The sequence below is a fragment of the Cryobacterium glucosi genome, from assembly GCF_004402235.1.
In the GTDB taxonomy this organism is placed as follows: Bacteria; Actinomycetota; Actinomycetes; order Actinomycetales; family Microbacteriaceae; genus Cryobacterium; species Cryobacterium glucosi.
Genome location: NZ_SOFS01000012.1, coordinates 251,145 through 265,210, shown reverse-complemented (window position 1 = coordinate 265,210; position 14,066 = coordinate 251,145). Strand labels below are relative to the sequence as shown.

Sequence of the window (14,066 nt, the reverse complement as noted above, 5' to 3'; positions counted from 1 at the left end):
AACAAGGAGACTCGGCGGTCGGTGCCGCTGCCGTCCCCGCTACACCGCCGATCTTCCTCGCCGACTCAGTCGTCGTCCCGGAGGATCGGGCTTTTGCTGGTAAGGAGGATGGGTCTCTGTTCGGGGTCGAGTCCCGGGGGTGGTGTGAGCCAGTAGTGGCCGGTGTCGTCGCGTGTGATGCGCCAGTGTTCGTTGTGGAGTCTGAGGTGGTCGGCCCGGCAGAGCAGGATCCCGTCGGCGAGGTTGGTTGCGCCGGTGTCGTCTTTCCAGTGCTGGATGTGGTGGGTTTCGGTCCAGGAGGGTGGTCGGTCGCAGCCGGGCCACATGCAGCCGCCGTCGCGAAGGGCGAGGGCGTCGCGTTGGGCGGGGCTGAAGGTGCGTTGTTCGCGGCCGAGGTCGACGCCGCTGCCGTGGTCGTCGAAGGTGACGTCGAGGAGTCCGGTGTCGCACCGGTTCCGTTCTAGAGTCTCGGTGGAGACCGGAACCGCGGTTCCCTCGATCACGCCCGGCTGGAGCGCGGGTGCCTCGTCTCGGCGGCCTGCCTCGGCATCGGACGTGGGTCCGGTCACCGCGTCGGGAGTCGGCCAGCTCGGTTCAGTCCTACCGGCTGCGGTCTCGATCGACGCGGTCCGGACCGGCGCGGTCCCGTGCGGTGCGACGCCGATGAGTGCGGTGCCGGTGGATGCGGTCCCCGTCGGTGTGGTGCTGGTCGGTGTGGTGCTCCTGGGGCGGATGGTGATCATGCGGACGGCGGGGCTTCGTCCTCCGGCGATGCGCTTGGGGTCGGCTTTGACGCCGAGTTTGGTCAGGGCGAGGAATGCGTCCGCGGTGAGCTGTTCGGTGGTGCGCGGGTCGTCCTGCACGCGCTTCGCCCACGCTGCCTGCTCCTTGTTCACAAAGCGGACCCCGCCCCGGCGGGGGCTGGTGATGGCGTCGTAGGTACTCATCAGGTATTCGCCGTCTTCGGGGGCGAACAGGCCGACCAGGCGCACCTGCCCCGTGTGGAGTCGCCAGAACCGCAGGGACCGGTCGTCGTAGACGGCCTTCTCGCGGGCGGCGATGCCGGCCTCATCGAGCACGTCCCGCACCCGCCGGGCGCGCTTGAACAACTGGTCAGCGTTCACCGTGCGCGCCTCGGCGAGGAGCCGGGCCAGGGCCGTCGCGAGTTTCTCCGGGGTGATCGCCCGGTCCAGGTCGCCGAGCCCTTTCCGGAGCGAGTCCGCCTTCTCGACGCTGAGCCAGCCCTCGGCGAGGGCGCGGCCGATCGGGGCGTGCCACGGTGGTACCGCTGCCGACGGAACCGGCTGGTCGACCGGCGGCAGATCTGGAGCGGCCCCGTCGAGGGGCGGGGTGCCGTCGAGCAGCTTCTGGGCCTCGGCGGCGTCGCGGGCGGCCTTCTCAGCGGCGTCGATCTCGGCCACCAGCCGGCCCACCCCGAGGAGCTTGACCGCATCGCCCTTGCTCGACCCGGAGATCGACTGCAGCAGGTCCTCCGGGGAGCGGAACCCCTTCCGGGCCGCAAGACCCTTCCCGCCGAGGTCGGGCCGGGACCTGCGGGCCAGGGTCGCTGCGAACCATGCTGCCTGGGTGTCGAGGGCCCGCCGGGCTTTCGCGATCAGTGCGTGTCCCTCGAGCACCGCCTCGTCACTGAGCGTGTCGACGGCGGCGGACGAACCGCCCAACCCGGTGACGACATTTGCCATCGAGCGCAACCCGCCGAGCACTCCGCCGCCGAGCACGCCGCCGCCGAGCACCGGGTCGTCATGCTCCCGGTCGCCGTGCGGCTTGTCGGGTGAGGCGGGCGACTCCGGGAGGTTGGTCATGCCCCCACGTTACGACCGACCACCGACATTCTGTGAGCATGGCTCAGGTGTGTGGAAACTTCCTCTGACCAGCACACTATTGAGGACAGGTCGTCACTCAAATGCCGCGAAAAACCGGTCACGGAACTCGTCCATCCGCCATTCGGGTGCCGCGCGATCCGGCAGAATTCCCGGTTGCCACTGCCAGGAAGCGATCCGACTCATGACCTCGGGATCCCGGGAGATGATGCTGATCGGCACGGTGTGGTTCGCGCCTTCGCCACTGACCACGGTCGCCGGTTGGTGGTCGCCGAGAACGACGAGGACGAGGTTCGGGTTGTCGTAGGTGGTGAGGAACGAGATGAGCGTGCTGAGCGAGTATTCAACGGATTGTCCGTAGAGCTGTTGCACCAGATGCGGGTTCTGCCAGACCTCGCTCGGAGACAGTCCCTGGTCCGGCTGGGGGTCGTAGAGTGAGCCGTCCCCGACAGCGGTCCACGGCACCTCGTGGGGCAGGGGAGTCCACGGGGTGTGCGAGGACACCAGGTCGATCTCCGCCATCAGCGGACGGTGTGGTCCGGCCAGTTCGTGCTTCTGGAAGTATTCCCAGGTGTACTGGTCGGGTATCAGGGCATAGCTGAACGGAGGACCCTGATATCCGACGTTCTGGGAGGTGAGTTCTGTCCCGAAATGATAGAACGATCGGCCGATCGGCCACGGCCCGCTGTCCGATGGCACGTCGCTGATGGTTTGCCAGCCCGCCTCAGCGAAGGCCCTGCTGAGGGTGAGCCGGTTTCCAGCGGTCACCTGATCGTATTTCTGTTGTGAATCAATCCAGAGCCCGGTCTGCAGGGTGGCGTGGGCGAGCCAACTGATTCCGCCAAACGTCGGCGAAGTGAGAAAGGCGCTGCGTTCCGAATAGCCCTTGGCCGCGAGCTCCGTGTTTCCCCTGCGCAGGACGTCGTCGACGCCGACGGAGAAGAACGTGTCCTGGACGGCGACCTGGCCATAGCTTTCGATGAACGCGACGATGACGTCCTTTCCCTTCAGCCCGGTGAGGAGAGAGGATGCCGGCAATCGGGCGTATTCGTCGGTTGCGCTTGCGCGTGCGAATCTGGCCTGGTCGGCATCCGCGATCCTGACCTGCTCGGCTTTCACGACGACCGTGTGGATCGTGTCCGCAGCGGCGACGGATTCGCCGGGTACGACCTGGGCGCCGCTGAATCCGAGCGCGATCCAACTCGCTGCGATCACGAAGCCACCGATCGCTGCGGGGCGGCGGTGCCGACCCACTGCGTCCGTGATCCGAAGGAATGCACCAGCGAGAATGAGAGTGACAGCCGAAAACGATATCGGGATCAGGATGAGCAGTGTGACCGATGCGACCGGGCCGGCAGAATCCCGGAGGACACCGTAGGCGTCCCGCACCTCCGGCCAGCCGGTCACCACATTGAACGGCTGACCGACCGTGCTTCTGAACCCCCGATCGAGAGCCGCGAGAGCGATGGTTGCGACGAAGACCATGGCGGCGAGGATCGAGACGGTCCGGCGCGCGAACGGACGCCGAAGTCCCGCCAGGATCAGGACGACGACGACCGATTCCAGGGGTACGCGCACCAGGGCCAGCAGCGACCCCGTGCTGATCCATCCAGGCGCGAGGACAGAGACGAATGCCAGGACGAGGGCGGCGGCCAAACCCACCCGTCGTCGAACCATCGGCGGACGGTTGGCGCTCACCGCATTCCCGCCATGAGAGGCGCCGTGATCACAGCCGGGTGGGCTTCCGCGTCGTGCTCGGTGAACCGATCTGAGAGCGCGTAGCGCATCAGAACCATGTCACCGATCGGCCTGGCTTCTGCGAGGTGAGCCCGCCGGTCACTCGTCCAGGGAAACAGGGCGTCGCCGACGAAGCGGGCGCCCCCGGCTGAGCCGACAAAGAACGGTGCCACGCATAGCTGGAGCTCGTCGACAAGATCGGCCGCCAGAAACTGCGTGTGGACTATCGCTCCTCCCTCGACCATGAGCGTGCTGATCCCACGCTGACCCAGGTCGGCGACGAGGTCGGCCATTCTCACTCCACCGTCCAGACCGACGACAACGGCGGCGGGTCCGAGTCGTCGCCGGAGGCCGCCGGCCAGCGGTGCGGGGCAGTACACGAGCCGTGTGGTGTCGCCGGATGTGAAGAATGCCGCGTTCGGATCGAGGTCGCCCGTTGCCGTCACCGTGACCTTCCACGGTGAGCGCGGCAGGCCGGCTGCCTCTCGACGGTTCTGGCGGGCAGCGCTCCTCACCAGCAATCGCGGGTTGTCGGCTCGCACGGTTCGTGCACCGACCAGGATTGCGTCGTTCCTTGCCCGCACGGCGTCAACACGATCGAGGTCGGCTGCATTCGACAGGGTGAGCCGCGGTGGACGCGCTGTGTCGAGATACCCGTCGAGCGAGATGGCGCAGCTCAGGGTGACGTATGGCGTGAGTGTCACGATGTCTCCTCTTGGTCGAGAGCGTGTGGAACGAGAATGGACTCCGGTCGGCGCAGACGAACGGCGACAGCGGCGGCGACGAGCGCGCCCGGCGTGATCGAGAGCATCGTGAGCACGCCGAACAGGGTGGATGCCGCCACCCCCGCCGGCGCGCCCAATCCCGCAACTGCGAATGCGCAGCCGGCGATGCCCTCGCGAGGTCCCCAGCCGCCGATGTTCAGCGGGATCGAGGCGCCGAGCAGGATGACGAGAGCGAGAGTGAGCATCCGCAGCCCCGGCATCCTCGCGCCAACGGCCGTAGTTGCGAGCGTGAGAGTCGTGACATGGCAGCCGACGACGATGACCGACGCGATCGCGACCTGCAGGGAGGTGCGCAGTGATCCGAGGCCGGCCCGGAGTTCGCGCGCCTCGCTGAACAGCACCGCACGGGCGCGTGTGCTCAGCGCTATCGTCGCGGCAAGCCCGGCGACGACAACGCCGAATCCGATCCCGAGCGCCGGCAGCAGGTAGCCCTCGAACTCGGTTCCGAAGCACGCCAGCACTATCAGCGCCAGGCCGAGCTGCACGACCTGCCCCGACAGGCGCTCGACCGCGACAGCGCGCGCGGCGGGCCTGACGCTTGTGCCGCGCGGGCCGCTGTCGACTGCCCGGCGGATGTCCCCGACGATTCCGCCCGGAAGGATCGTGTTCAAGAACTGGGACTGGTAGTACATTCCGATGGCGGTCGACAAGCGGAGCGGAACTCCCAGGCGGGTCGCGATGAGCTGCCACCGCCACGAAGCAGCCACCGTTGCAACGGCCGAAAGAAGCAGCGCCGCGCCGATCGTCGGTCCGTCCAGGCTGACGATGCCCTGCAGGAACGGGCCCGTTCCCACCTGGCCGATGACGCTGATGAGGACGCCGGCGCCGAGGACCGGACGGATGGCACGGCGGAATCCCGCCGACCGCAAGACCTGGCGAATCAGGGCTCGGCTGCGGTGGGTCATCCGCGCGGCCAGGCCAGCAGGTCGACGTGGCGGATGCGCGCTGCCAGCTCCCCGCGTCGGATCTGGGACATCCGAAGTCGCCGGAAGCGCGCGGCCTCAGCGCCCAGCCGGGGATCCTGCTCGACGGCGGCGTCCACCCATCCGCAGAACCAGTCGAGGAGCAGGCGGTGCCTGCTGTGGTCGAGCAGCCATTCCGTGGCGGTCTGGCGCACCTCCCAGCCGGCCTGTGTGAACAGTCCGCGCGCAATCGGCGCGCCATACGGACCGAGCTGCCTGCGATTGTCTGCCAGTCGAAGTTGATGTGCGTTGAAGGCTTCCTCGAATGCCGCGTCGAGGTGGTCCCGTGGGCTCAGGCGAACCCGGCCTGTCACGCTGAGGGTGAGAAGAGCGGGGCAGCTGGCGTCAACGCAGGCGTCCACGATGGTGTGGGTCTCGTGGGAGGTCAGCACATCGAGCAGGGCGGATGCCGTCACGAGGGACGCACCCTCAAGGTCGGATGCCCGCAGGTCGGCGAGGTTCCCCGGTCGGGCGAGAACGGAGATCGCTGCCGAGTTCCCGTCCCGCGGACGCATCCTGCCGATGGCCGATTCGATCAGGTCCGGATTCCAGTCGTGCAGGATCCAGGTCTGCGGACCGGGGAGGAGGGGAGCGAGCCAGCGCATCATCGAACCGGTCCCGCTGCCGAGATCGTGAACGATCACCGGTCCATCCGGGATTTTGGCGGCGGCGGTGAGCGCAAGATCGCGTGAGCGCGCAGCTGCGTCCTCCGGTTCACGCAGCGCCAGCCAGTCCGGACTGACCAGGGGAATGCCGGTCATGGGGAAACCGCCGTTTCACGGAATGCCACCTCGATGAGCGTTGACGCAATGGCGGCTACCGTCGCACTCCACGGCCTGGCCCGTCTGCTGGCCGCCACGGCGGCTGCCTTGAGCTGCGACCGCTGTGCCGGACTGGCTAACCAGTGGCGCAGCGCGACCTCGAGCGCCCGCGGATCCTCCGGCGCGACGAGGATCCCCGCCGACTCGTTCGAGAGCGCTTCCGGAATGCCACCGATACGGGAGGCCAGGACGGGGATGCCGCGGGCCTGGGCCTCTGCGACGACCATTCCGAAGCTCTCGTACCGGGATGGCACGACGACAAGGTCGGTCCTGGCGTATGCGCTGTCCAACCGTGTTCCGACCAGCGCACCCCTGAACGGTGCCCTGGCGGTGAGGCGTGCCCGGTGACGGGCGCGCGTCAGCTCGTCGACAAAACCTGGTGCACCGTCGAGTGATCCGACGAAGGTGCACGTCCAGCCGTCAACGTCGGTGAGGTGCGCCAAGGCGCCGATCAGCAGGTCCTGGCCCTTGTGCGGGGCAACCACGCCAATGCAGAGCAGCCGGTCGCCTGCTGGTGAAGCGTTCGTCGTGGCGGCGGGATCCGTTCCCGGGTAAGCGACGATGACGTCGTGGGCCGCGTGGGAGTGACGCGTGATGATCTCAGACCGGGTCCATCCGCTCGTGGCGATGATGCGTTTCGCAGCCCGGAATGCGTCTCGTTCACGGCTGTCGGCCGTGACCATGTGCGCGAGGACGATCAACCGGAGCCGGGTGGCCTGGAGGCCCAATGCCACCGATTCGCGTGCGGCGATCAGGCCGTCGACCAGGGCGAGGGCACCGTCCGGCAGCCTCGACAGGGTCAGGCCCGTGAGCATGCCGTCATCCGGCGGGATCGGAACCATGTGCACCTCCCAGCCGCTGCGTCGGAGCCCGTCGCGAACGTGCTGGTCGTAGACGTTGCCACCGCTGACCCTGGCGGGGTCGTCGATCGCTGCGGGCACGAAGAAGGAGACCCGACGTTCGGCGGACATGCTCATGCCGTCCTCGTGTAGCTTGCCCACGCGATGTGTGACTCATGAAGCGTGACCGTGATGGAGTCCAGCTGCTGAACGGGGCCGAGTGACCCTGCCTTCACCCCTTCGGCCAGCAGATCGGCGATCGCTGTGCAGAGCACTTCGGTGGTTGTGTTCCGGCCCCGGAACCGCGGGTCTTCGTCGAGGTTGCGATACGTGAGCGCCCCCGTGATCTCCGCGAGCGCGCTCGCCAGTCTGCCGATGTCCACGACCACACCGTTGGCGTCGAGGCCGCCCGACGCGACGGTCGCGTCGACGATGAATGTGGCTCCGTGGAGTCGCTGGGCAGCACCGAAGGCGTCGCCCGTGAGACTGTGGGCGATCATCAGATGATCGCGGACCGTGACCGTGTACGTCATTTTGGTTCTCCCCACGTGATGGTGTGACACAGGACATCCGGAGCCCCCCGGGCGAGGCTCGCCATCACCTCGGGAAGGTCGCGCCACGAGGACTCACCGGTCAGCACGGCATCGAAGGCCGGGTCGTGCAGGAGCCGCATGGCCAGCTCCAGGCGTTCACGCCTCGACCGGTTTCCCCGGCGACTCGCCGCCACCGCTCCGACCTGGCTCGACCGGATCGTCAATCGTCGCGAGTGGAAGTCGGCGCCCAGCATGAGCGTGACCGGGCGATCGCCGTACCAGCTCGCCTCGAGGACCTCACCGTCGGTGACCACTGTTTCGAGGGCGAGCTGCAACCCGGCGGCCGAACCGCTCGTGTTGATTACGATGTCCCGGTCACCCGGCGGCCGCGCGACGTCGGCGAAGCCCACGCCCAGTCGATCCGCAACCACCTGGCGCGCCGGGTTGACGTCGATCAGAGTGACCTCGACCCCGGGGATGCCGCGGAGCAGTCGTGCGACACAACACCCGATCATGCCGGCGCCGATGACGGACACCCGGTCGCCGATAAGTGGACGAGCATCCCAGAGCACATTGATGGCTGTTTCGACCGCGCCCGTGAGCACGGCGCGACGTGCCGGTATCCCGGCGGGAACCGGCACGACCGCATCGGCGGGGACGACGAACGCTGACTGGTGGGGGAACAGCGTGAACACGATCCGGCCCTCGAGGGATTCGGGTCCCTGGTCTACGACGCCGACATTCAGATAACCGTATTTGACCGGGCCCGGAAGCTCACCGTCCTGGTGGGGGGCACGCATCCGGTCGAACTCGCTCTGCGGGACGTGTCCGCTGAATACCGAAATCTCCGTGCCTCGGCTGACCCCGGTGTAGAGGGTCCTTACGAGCACCTCTCCATCGCCGGGTTTCGGCACGGTTTCCCGGCGGAGCACCCCGACGTGGGGCGACTCCACCCAGAATGCGGATGACTCGACCACAGTCCCTCCCGTTCGTGAACGATTTATGCCGGAGCGCCGTCTTAACAGATGAGTTAACAAAGAAACGAGACAGGGATGCGCAGAGTTCAATTCGCGCCGATTTCCTCAGCAATCGCGGGGACGGCGGCCGCGACGGTCCTCGGCCTTGCCGCTGGGTCCTGGGACCGGTCGTGGGCGCCCGCTGTCGGCTGGCTGGTGGCCCTCAGCTACCTGGTCGTGTCGAATGCCCTGCTCGTGCGCGGGCTACGGAGCAGAAACTCGACACGATTTGGACCAGCGAACCGTGTCACGGCCGTGCGGTCGACGCTCGTCGGGATGATCAGCGGGATCGTCGTTGCATCGTTCGTCGCGCCGGTTCCCACCACCCTGATGATGGCCCTCGTCGTGCCTGCCCTCGTCCTGGACGCCGTCGACGGCTGGGTCGCGCGGCACACGAACTCCACGAGCGAGCTGGGCGCGCGGTTCGACATGGAAGTCGATGCGTTCCTGTTGCTCGTGCTGAGCGTTTATGTGTCGAAGAACCTGGGGACCTGGGTCCTCGCGATCGGCACCATGCGGTACCTCTTCGTCATCGCCGGGTGGATCTTTCCCTGGCTCCGCCGGCAGCTGCCATCCCGGTATTGGCGGAAGGTCGTCACGGCCGTGCAGGGCATCGCCCTGGCGACGGCCGCGACACGGCTTCTCCCCGGTCTTGATGCCCTGCTCGTCGCGCTGGCGCTCGTCCTGCTCCTCGAATCCTTTGGCCGCGACGTGCTCTGGCTCGCTGCACGACGGTCAGAGCCGGTCAGGTTCCGTTGATCCCGATCAGGAATGGCAAGCGGCGGAGGCGAACATTCACACGGAGGGGAATGCCGGGCACTTCGAAGCACGGTCCCGCTGCACCCATCCCGCGTGATCGCTCTGGTAACTGCGCTCAAACCACGGCTATCTTGTTACCCGTCCGGTTGATACCGCTACGCGAGCCAGGGGAGGAACTTCATGGCTAGGAATCTGGTCATCTGTCTTGATGGCACGGGCGCCCAGCCGCGAGCACGGGGTGACTCGAACGTCATCAAGGTGTTCGGGATGCTCGACCTCACCGACCCGACGAAACAGATCGCCTACTACGACCCGGGGGTGGGCACATTCTCGTCGTCGGCCTCGTGGGGTCCGCTCGCGCGTTGGCTCTCGCGCGTCGGCGGGCTTGCGTTCGGCAATGGGCTTCGCCAGAACCTGGGCGAGGCATACACATGGTTGATGCGGGAGTGGAATCCGGGTGACCGCATCTTCGTGTTCGGATTCAGCCGCGGCGCATACACCGCCCGCGCTCTATCAGGCATGCTGCGCACGATCGGCCTTCTTCATGCCGGCTCGGAGAACCTCGTGCCCTATGCAGTTTCCGAGTTCACCAAGCGCAGCAAGGATGACCGTCCCCAGGGAAAGGACGGCGTCACCACCCCGAGCGGGAAGACCCCCACGAACGCCGCACCTCGCACCCCGCAGACTGTCGCGTCGAGGGCATTCTGGGCAGGAATCGACGAGTTCTCCGAGAACTTCGCCCGCAAAGTCAACGGGCGGAGTACCGTGCGCGTCGCGTACCTCGGCGCATTCGACACGGTGAAGGCGGCTGGATTCCTCAAATGGGATATCAAATGGCCCTATACGCGCAAGCTGGACAATGATGTGCGCGTGCGTCATGCCGTGTCGATCGATGAGAAGCGCCGACCCTTCCGCGAATACCTCGTCACGCCGTCCCCTCAGTCCCAGCTTGAGGAGGTCTGGTTCGCGGGTGTGCACACGGATGTCGGGGGCACTTTCGAGGACGACCCGCGCCTCTCGAACGTCACCCTCAAGTGGATCGTCGAGGGCGCCCTTGAGGAGGGAATGCTCGTTGAACCTGGTCCGTACGCGAAAGCGTGCACCGTCACTGAGCTGAGCGCCGACGGAACCGTGCACGCGAATAGCTGGATGTGGAAGATCTTTATCGACCGAACACGCCCGATCCCGGCGAACGCGTTCATCCACTCCAGCGTCAGGCCCCGTATGGAGGCCCCGGGCCTCTATGAAACGCGGATCCCATCGGGCGTGCAGTGGGCTGACCCGAATTGGATCGACCTCGCGCCCGTCCCGGTCCGAGCCGCCAATCCGATCGAGTCCGCTCCGGCGCCTACGGAGCATCCCGCGCCAGCGGCCGTAGCGACCCGACCCACTACACCGTGAAGGTCACCTGACTCCACAGCAGTCCCGGGTCCACCACTACAGCCGGTGGCGCGGCGACTGGCGCATCCGCTCGAACCACATGCGTGTTGAGTTGAGCCAGGGCCGTGAGAAGTTCTGCCTTGGGAATGGTGTTCTCCCACTGTTTGACCAGTCCCCAGGGCAGCATCGCATAGGCCCCCTGCCCGAGCACGGACTCAACGAACGGCTTCGGAGTCGCGTTGTGCGATCCATGGTGCCCGATCTTGTAGAACGCGACACTGCTGACCAGAGCCTTCGACACGGGGTCGTCGAGCACGTGCTCCCAGGCGCCTTCCTGCGAGTCGCCCACGAACAGCAACCGCGTCCCGGACACGTCGAGCACGAAGTACACGCTCGTGTTGTTGACGGAGCGTTCGAGAACGGCCGCTGCGTCGAGCAGCGCGTCGTCGTCGGTGCCGAGCTGGGTCAGGCGCAGGGAGGCGCGCGCGTCCCTCAGCTCCGAAGGGATCGACTGGACGTCCTCGTCCGCCACTACATAGATCGGATCGAAGATGGTCGGTGTTTCGTCGTCGTCGTCGGGGTGCTGGTCGGGATCGAGTTGCAGCCACTGTGCTGACACCGGCGGGTCCATCAACGCGAGCTGCTTCGGATCGCGCGACGGGCCGAGCAGGTGGATGCTCACCCCCTCGATGGGCACGGCGATCACGTTCTTCGCGGGGTCCCGGTTGGGAACGAACATGACCGGCGGCGTGTTCTTGAACTGGGTGCCGTTGCGGCTGAGCAGCCGGTCGGTTGCTTTCGCGTTGCCCATCGAGTTGGCTGCCAGGGCGCTGGCCAATGCCAGCGGAGCCGGCAGATCCCCTGAGTTCGTCTGGGCCTTCGCCTCGATGAAACCGTGGATCTGGGTCGCTGTGGACACGAGTGAATTGCGCAGCGCCTGGGCAGCCGGATCGCTCGTGTCCTCCACGAACGGGACCAGCACCTGGCCGACATCGACGCTGGTCCACTCGTCGACCGCGAAGCCGCTGATGTGGTCCTGGTGGTGGTGGGTGGCGACGACAACGTCGAGGTGCGGGGGAGAGCCGGCAGCGGCAACCGCTGTGAGGTCCGCGATGACCGTGTGGACCACATCGGAAATGTCCCGGGTGACACCGTTGATCGTCGCGCGGCCCTGACTGTGCACACCGCAATCGACGAGCATCCGCCACACCTGTAGACCTCGTGTGATCGTGACCAGGAAGCAGTCACCAAAGCCAACGTTGTACATCCGCACGGCAACGGTCGTCTGGTCAGGCATGGGGCACGACTTTCGGCATCGGGACCTCCTCTGCGGCGTGGAGAGACGCGAACGTCATGCGAAGCAGCGAGGGCTGGTCGGTCCAGGCCGCGAGCGCATCCGCCGACGTCACGTGGTCGCTCCACGCCTGCAGCGCTTTCGCCCGCTTCGCACCGATCGCAGCACTCGATTCCGCGAACGCTCGCACCGCGTCCGGTTTCCCGGTGAATGTCTCCGGCTTCGTCAACGCATCGGGGTTCGACAAGGGAAGTGGCTTGGCCACCACGTGCACGACTTGCCCGTCGACGCGGGCGATGACCGTCGTTCCCGCTCGGATCGCCATGCGTTTACCCGCGGGCAGGGACTGGTCTTCGAGCTCCTGATGGCGTTGCGCGAACTGCGCCACCACGATCGGCCGGGGCTGCAGGTCGGATGCTTGCACGAACACCGCGTGCACGCCCACCAATTCCAGAGGGAGGTCCGGATCCAGGCCGAGTTCGTACGCGTGATACCTGCCCCACTCGATGAGCGCCACGACCGTCGCCGAATTCGCTGTCGTCGCCGGCGCCGGTTTCAGGGCTCCCGACTGTGCCGCCGGAACCGCCGGAACCGCCGGAACCGCCGGCACCGCGGGTCGCGCACGAGTGGATACCCGTGGCCGTGCATCCGACTTGTCCGGCCCCTCGATCTCCGGGTCCGCGTCCGCTCCGGTGATGGTCGTCGACGCCTCGCCGCCCAAGTCGAGGTTCTGCGTCGCCTCCAGGATGAGGGGCGCCAAGTCGACACTGTGTGCCCCGCGGGTCAGGCTGAGTGCCGGATCCGCCGGCCCCGGCCAGGTCAATGCTTCTTCTGTCAGCGAGGACACCGACGGCGGATAGATCCCGCGCCGCCGCAGAGCTTCCACGAGGTTCGTCCTCAAACGCATCGCATCATCCGGGTAGAGCGCCCGGTCGGCCGTCACGATACCGCGGACCACGTCCCCGAACGTCACGTCGACCACCGGCAGGTATTGGAAAGCCCGCACGACCATCCCAAGGATACGGTCTGCGTTCCGGATCGCCTCGACCGTCACCCGTTTCACCAGGTCGGTTGGCAAGGCCCCTGGTGGGAGGACTCCGGTTCCGCCGGTTGCCAGCCGGCGCAGATCGTTGATCTGTTTCAAATAGGTGTCGAGGTAGGCGTCGAAGACCGCCGCCACGAAGCACGCCCCCCGCGCGTGCGGCTCGGTCGCCGCCAGGAACGCGTCCGGCGTGCGCGGCGACCCGATGGCCGACCTCAGCGCCGCACCGCGGCCTGTCGACTCCCCGAATTCGAGCGCCAGGTCGAGCAATGCCGACCCTTCCCGAAGGTCTGTGCTCGAGTTGGCCACCGCCTCAGCCACCACGTCCGGGAAGAGAAAGTGGTGAAACAGCGCCACCAGGTCGGCGAATGCCTCGTGCCACGCGAACACATCCGGATTCGATGCCTCCGAGAAGTACTTGCGGATGCGATGGACGATTGCATGCGTCACTTCGTGCGCCACAACATCGACGCTCAAGCACGTGAACATCACCTGGCCGGGCAGATTCGATCCCGGATCGCGTTCGTCGGCCTTGTAGTAGCCGAAGAGCACCGCACGCCGCGTTGGATCAAAGAACGCATTGCGGCCTTCAAACGCGTGCGGCACGATCCGCAACTCCCGCCCGCCCCGCCAGCGGAAACGCTGCCCACCGAAACGTTCGAACCGTTCGATCACGCTCATCGCGACGGCGTAGACAACCTGCTGGTGGGTGCGCGGATCGCTTTCGGACGGACGAAGCCCGCCCTGGGCCAGGATCGCCGGATCATTCAGATCGACCGGCCGATACCAGACATCGCGAGCCGCGTCGTAGTCGACGACCTGCACCAGCCGGCCCGATGGTCCCGGCTCCAAATCGCGCTCGAACGGAACATCGACCGTCAAAAATCGGCCGCTCAGTCGAGTTGACATCGGATCGAACGCGTAGACCGGCAACGGCCGCCGAGCGGGCAGCCGCACCGGCGGATCGTTACGCGGTCCCAGGCGCGCTGGCGGCTGGTCTCCTGGTGTGGCGACCCCCATCGGTGCCTTCTTCCTCCGCGACAATGTCAAACGGTGA

General features: G+C 66.8%; 12 protein-coding genes. 2 read left to right on the top strand and 10 right to left on the bottom strand.

All coding sequences use genetic code 11. From position 1 onward, the window contains the following. Window positions 1-65: 65 nt before the first annotated feature. The 8 genes from E3O46_RS03895 to E3O46_RS03860 form a co-directional block, all read right to left on the bottom strand. Window positions 66-1,823: an HNH endonuclease signature motif containing protein gene (locus tag E3O46_RS03895; protein WP_134561144.1), complete on the bottom strand. Its 1,758-nt coding sequence runs from the start codon at window positions 1,821-1,823 to the stop codon at window positions 66-68. Window positions 1,824-1,916: 93 nt separating this feature from the next. Next, window positions 1,917-3,518, bottom strand: a complete 1,602-nt coding sequence (locus E3O46_RS03890) for an alkaline phosphatase family protein (RefSeq protein WP_166791016.1) — start codon at window positions 3,516-3,518, stop codon at window positions 1,917-1,919. A 17-nt stretch (window positions 3,519-3,535) separates the two neighbouring features. Next, the gene (locus tag E3O46_RS03885; RefSeq protein ID WP_134561142.1) at window positions 3,536-4,282 is read right to left on the bottom strand and encodes a RibD family protein; all 747 of its coding nucleotides are present in this window, start codon (window positions 4,280-4,282) and stop codon (window positions 3,536-3,538) included. Next, entirely contained in the window at window positions 4,279-5,268 is a 990-nt protein-coding gene (locus tag E3O46_RS03880) for a lysylphosphatidylglycerol synthase transmembrane domain-containing protein (protein WP_134561141.1), read from the bottom strand. Before E3O46_RS03880 ends, E3O46_RS03885 begins: the two co-directional genes overlap by 4 nt. Next, on the bottom strand, window positions 5,265-6,086 hold the full coding sequence (locus E3O46_RS03875; protein ID WP_134561140.1) for a small ribosomal subunit Rsm22 family protein: 822 nt from the start codon (window positions 6,084-6,086) through the stop codon (window positions 5,265-5,267). Before E3O46_RS03875 ends, E3O46_RS03880 begins: the two co-directional genes overlap by 4 nt. Further along, window positions 6,083-7,117 (bottom strand): glycosyltransferase family 4 protein, encoded by a 1,035-nt coding sequence (locus tag E3O46_RS03870; RefSeq protein ID WP_166791015.1) that lies wholly within the window; start codon window positions 7,115-7,117, stop codon window positions 6,083-6,085. The genes E3O46_RS03875 and E3O46_RS03870 overlap by 4 nt, the downstream gene beginning before the upstream one ends. A 2-nt stretch (window positions 7,118-7,119) precedes the next feature. Continuing rightward, complete coding sequence (locus tag E3O46_RS03865; protein WP_134448710.1) at window positions 7,120-7,518, bottom strand: 6-pyruvoyl trahydropterin synthase family protein; 399 nt, start codon at window positions 7,516-7,518, stop codon at window positions 7,120-7,122. After that, window positions 7,515-8,495 carry a zinc-dependent alcohol dehydrogenase gene (locus tag E3O46_RS03860; protein ID WP_134561138.1) on the bottom strand — a complete coding sequence of 327 codons (981 nt, stop codon included), beginning with the start codon at window positions 8,493-8,495 and terminating at the stop codon, window positions 7,515-7,517. The genes E3O46_RS03865 and E3O46_RS03860 overlap by 4 nt, the downstream gene beginning before the upstream one ends. A 75-nt stretch (window positions 8,496-8,570) precedes the next feature. Between E3O46_RS03860 and E3O46_RS03855 the strand changes: the two genes are divergently transcribed. Together E3O46_RS03855 and E3O46_RS03850 are read left to right on the top strand one after the other, a co-directional pair. After that, entirely contained in the window at window positions 8,571-9,293 is a 723-nt protein-coding gene (locus E3O46_RS03855) for a CDP-alcohol phosphatidyltransferase family protein (protein WP_134448708.1), read from the top strand. Window positions 9,294-9,473: 180 nt separating this feature from the next. Continuing rightward, window positions 9,474-10,694: a T6SS phospholipase effector Tle1-like catalytic domain-containing protein gene (locus E3O46_RS03850; RefSeq protein ID WP_134561137.1), complete on the top strand. Its 1,221-nt coding sequence runs from the start codon at window positions 9,474-9,476 to the stop codon at window positions 10,692-10,694. On the opposite strand, the gene E3O46_RS03845 is transcribed toward E3O46_RS03850, so the two are convergent. Next, entirely contained in the window at window positions 10,684-11,970 is a 1,287-nt protein-coding gene (locus tag E3O46_RS03845) for a ComEC/Rec2 family competence protein (protein WP_134560116.1), read from the bottom strand. The genes E3O46_RS03850 and E3O46_RS03845 overlap by 11 nt on opposite strands. After that, complete coding sequence (locus E3O46_RS03840) at window positions 11,963-14,029, bottom strand: gluzincin family metallopeptidase (protein WP_134561136.1); 2,067 nt, start codon at window positions 14,027-14,029, stop codon at window positions 11,963-11,965. Before E3O46_RS03840 ends, E3O46_RS03845 begins: the two co-directional genes overlap by 8 nt. Window positions 14,030-14,066 lie beyond the last annotated feature (37 nt).

What these genes read in the sequence shown, in the direction of transcription:
- E3O46_RS03895 (WP_134561144.1), bottom strand. Translation starts at nt 1,823, where the DNA reads ATGACCAACCTCCCGGAGTCGCCCGCCTCACCCGACAAGCCGCACGGC.
- E3O46_RS03890 (WP_166791016.1), bottom strand. Translation starts at nt 3,518, where the DNA reads ATGGTTCGACGACGGGTGGGTTTGGCCGCCGCCCTCGTCCTGGCATTC.
- E3O46_RS03880 (WP_134561141.1), bottom strand. Translation starts at nt 5,268, where the DNA reads ATGACCCACCGCAGCCGAGCCCTGATTCGCCAGGTCTTGCGGTCGGCG.
- E3O46_RS03875 (WP_134561140.1), bottom strand. Translation starts at nt 6,086, where the DNA reads ATGACCGGCATTCCCCTGGTCAGTCCGGACTGGCTGGCGCTGCGTGAA.
- E3O46_RS03870 (WP_166791015.1), bottom strand. Translation starts at nt 7,117, where the DNA reads ATGTCCGCCGAACGTCGGGTCTCCTTCTTCGTGCCCGCAGCGATCGAC.
- E3O46_RS03865 (WP_134448710.1), bottom strand. Translation starts at nt 7,518, where the DNA reads ATGACGTACACGGTCACGGTCCGCGATCATCTGATGATCGCCCACAGT.
- E3O46_RS03855 (WP_134448708.1), top strand. Translation starts at nt 8,571, where the DNA reads ATGCGCAGAGTTCAATTCGCGCCGATTTCCTCAGCAATCGCGGGGACG.
- E3O46_RS03850 (WP_134561137.1), top strand. Translation starts at nt 9,474, where the DNA reads ATGGCTAGGAATCTGGTCATCTGTCTTGATGGCACGGGCGCCCAGCCG.
- E3O46_RS03845 (WP_134560116.1), bottom strand. Translation starts at nt 11,970, where the DNA reads ATGCCTGACCAGACGACCGTTGCCGTGCGGATGTACAACGTTGGCTTT.
- E3O46_RS03840 (WP_134561136.1), bottom strand. Translation starts at nt 14,029, where the DNA reads ATGGGGGTCGCCACACCAGGAGACCAGCCGCCAGCGCGCCTGGGACCG.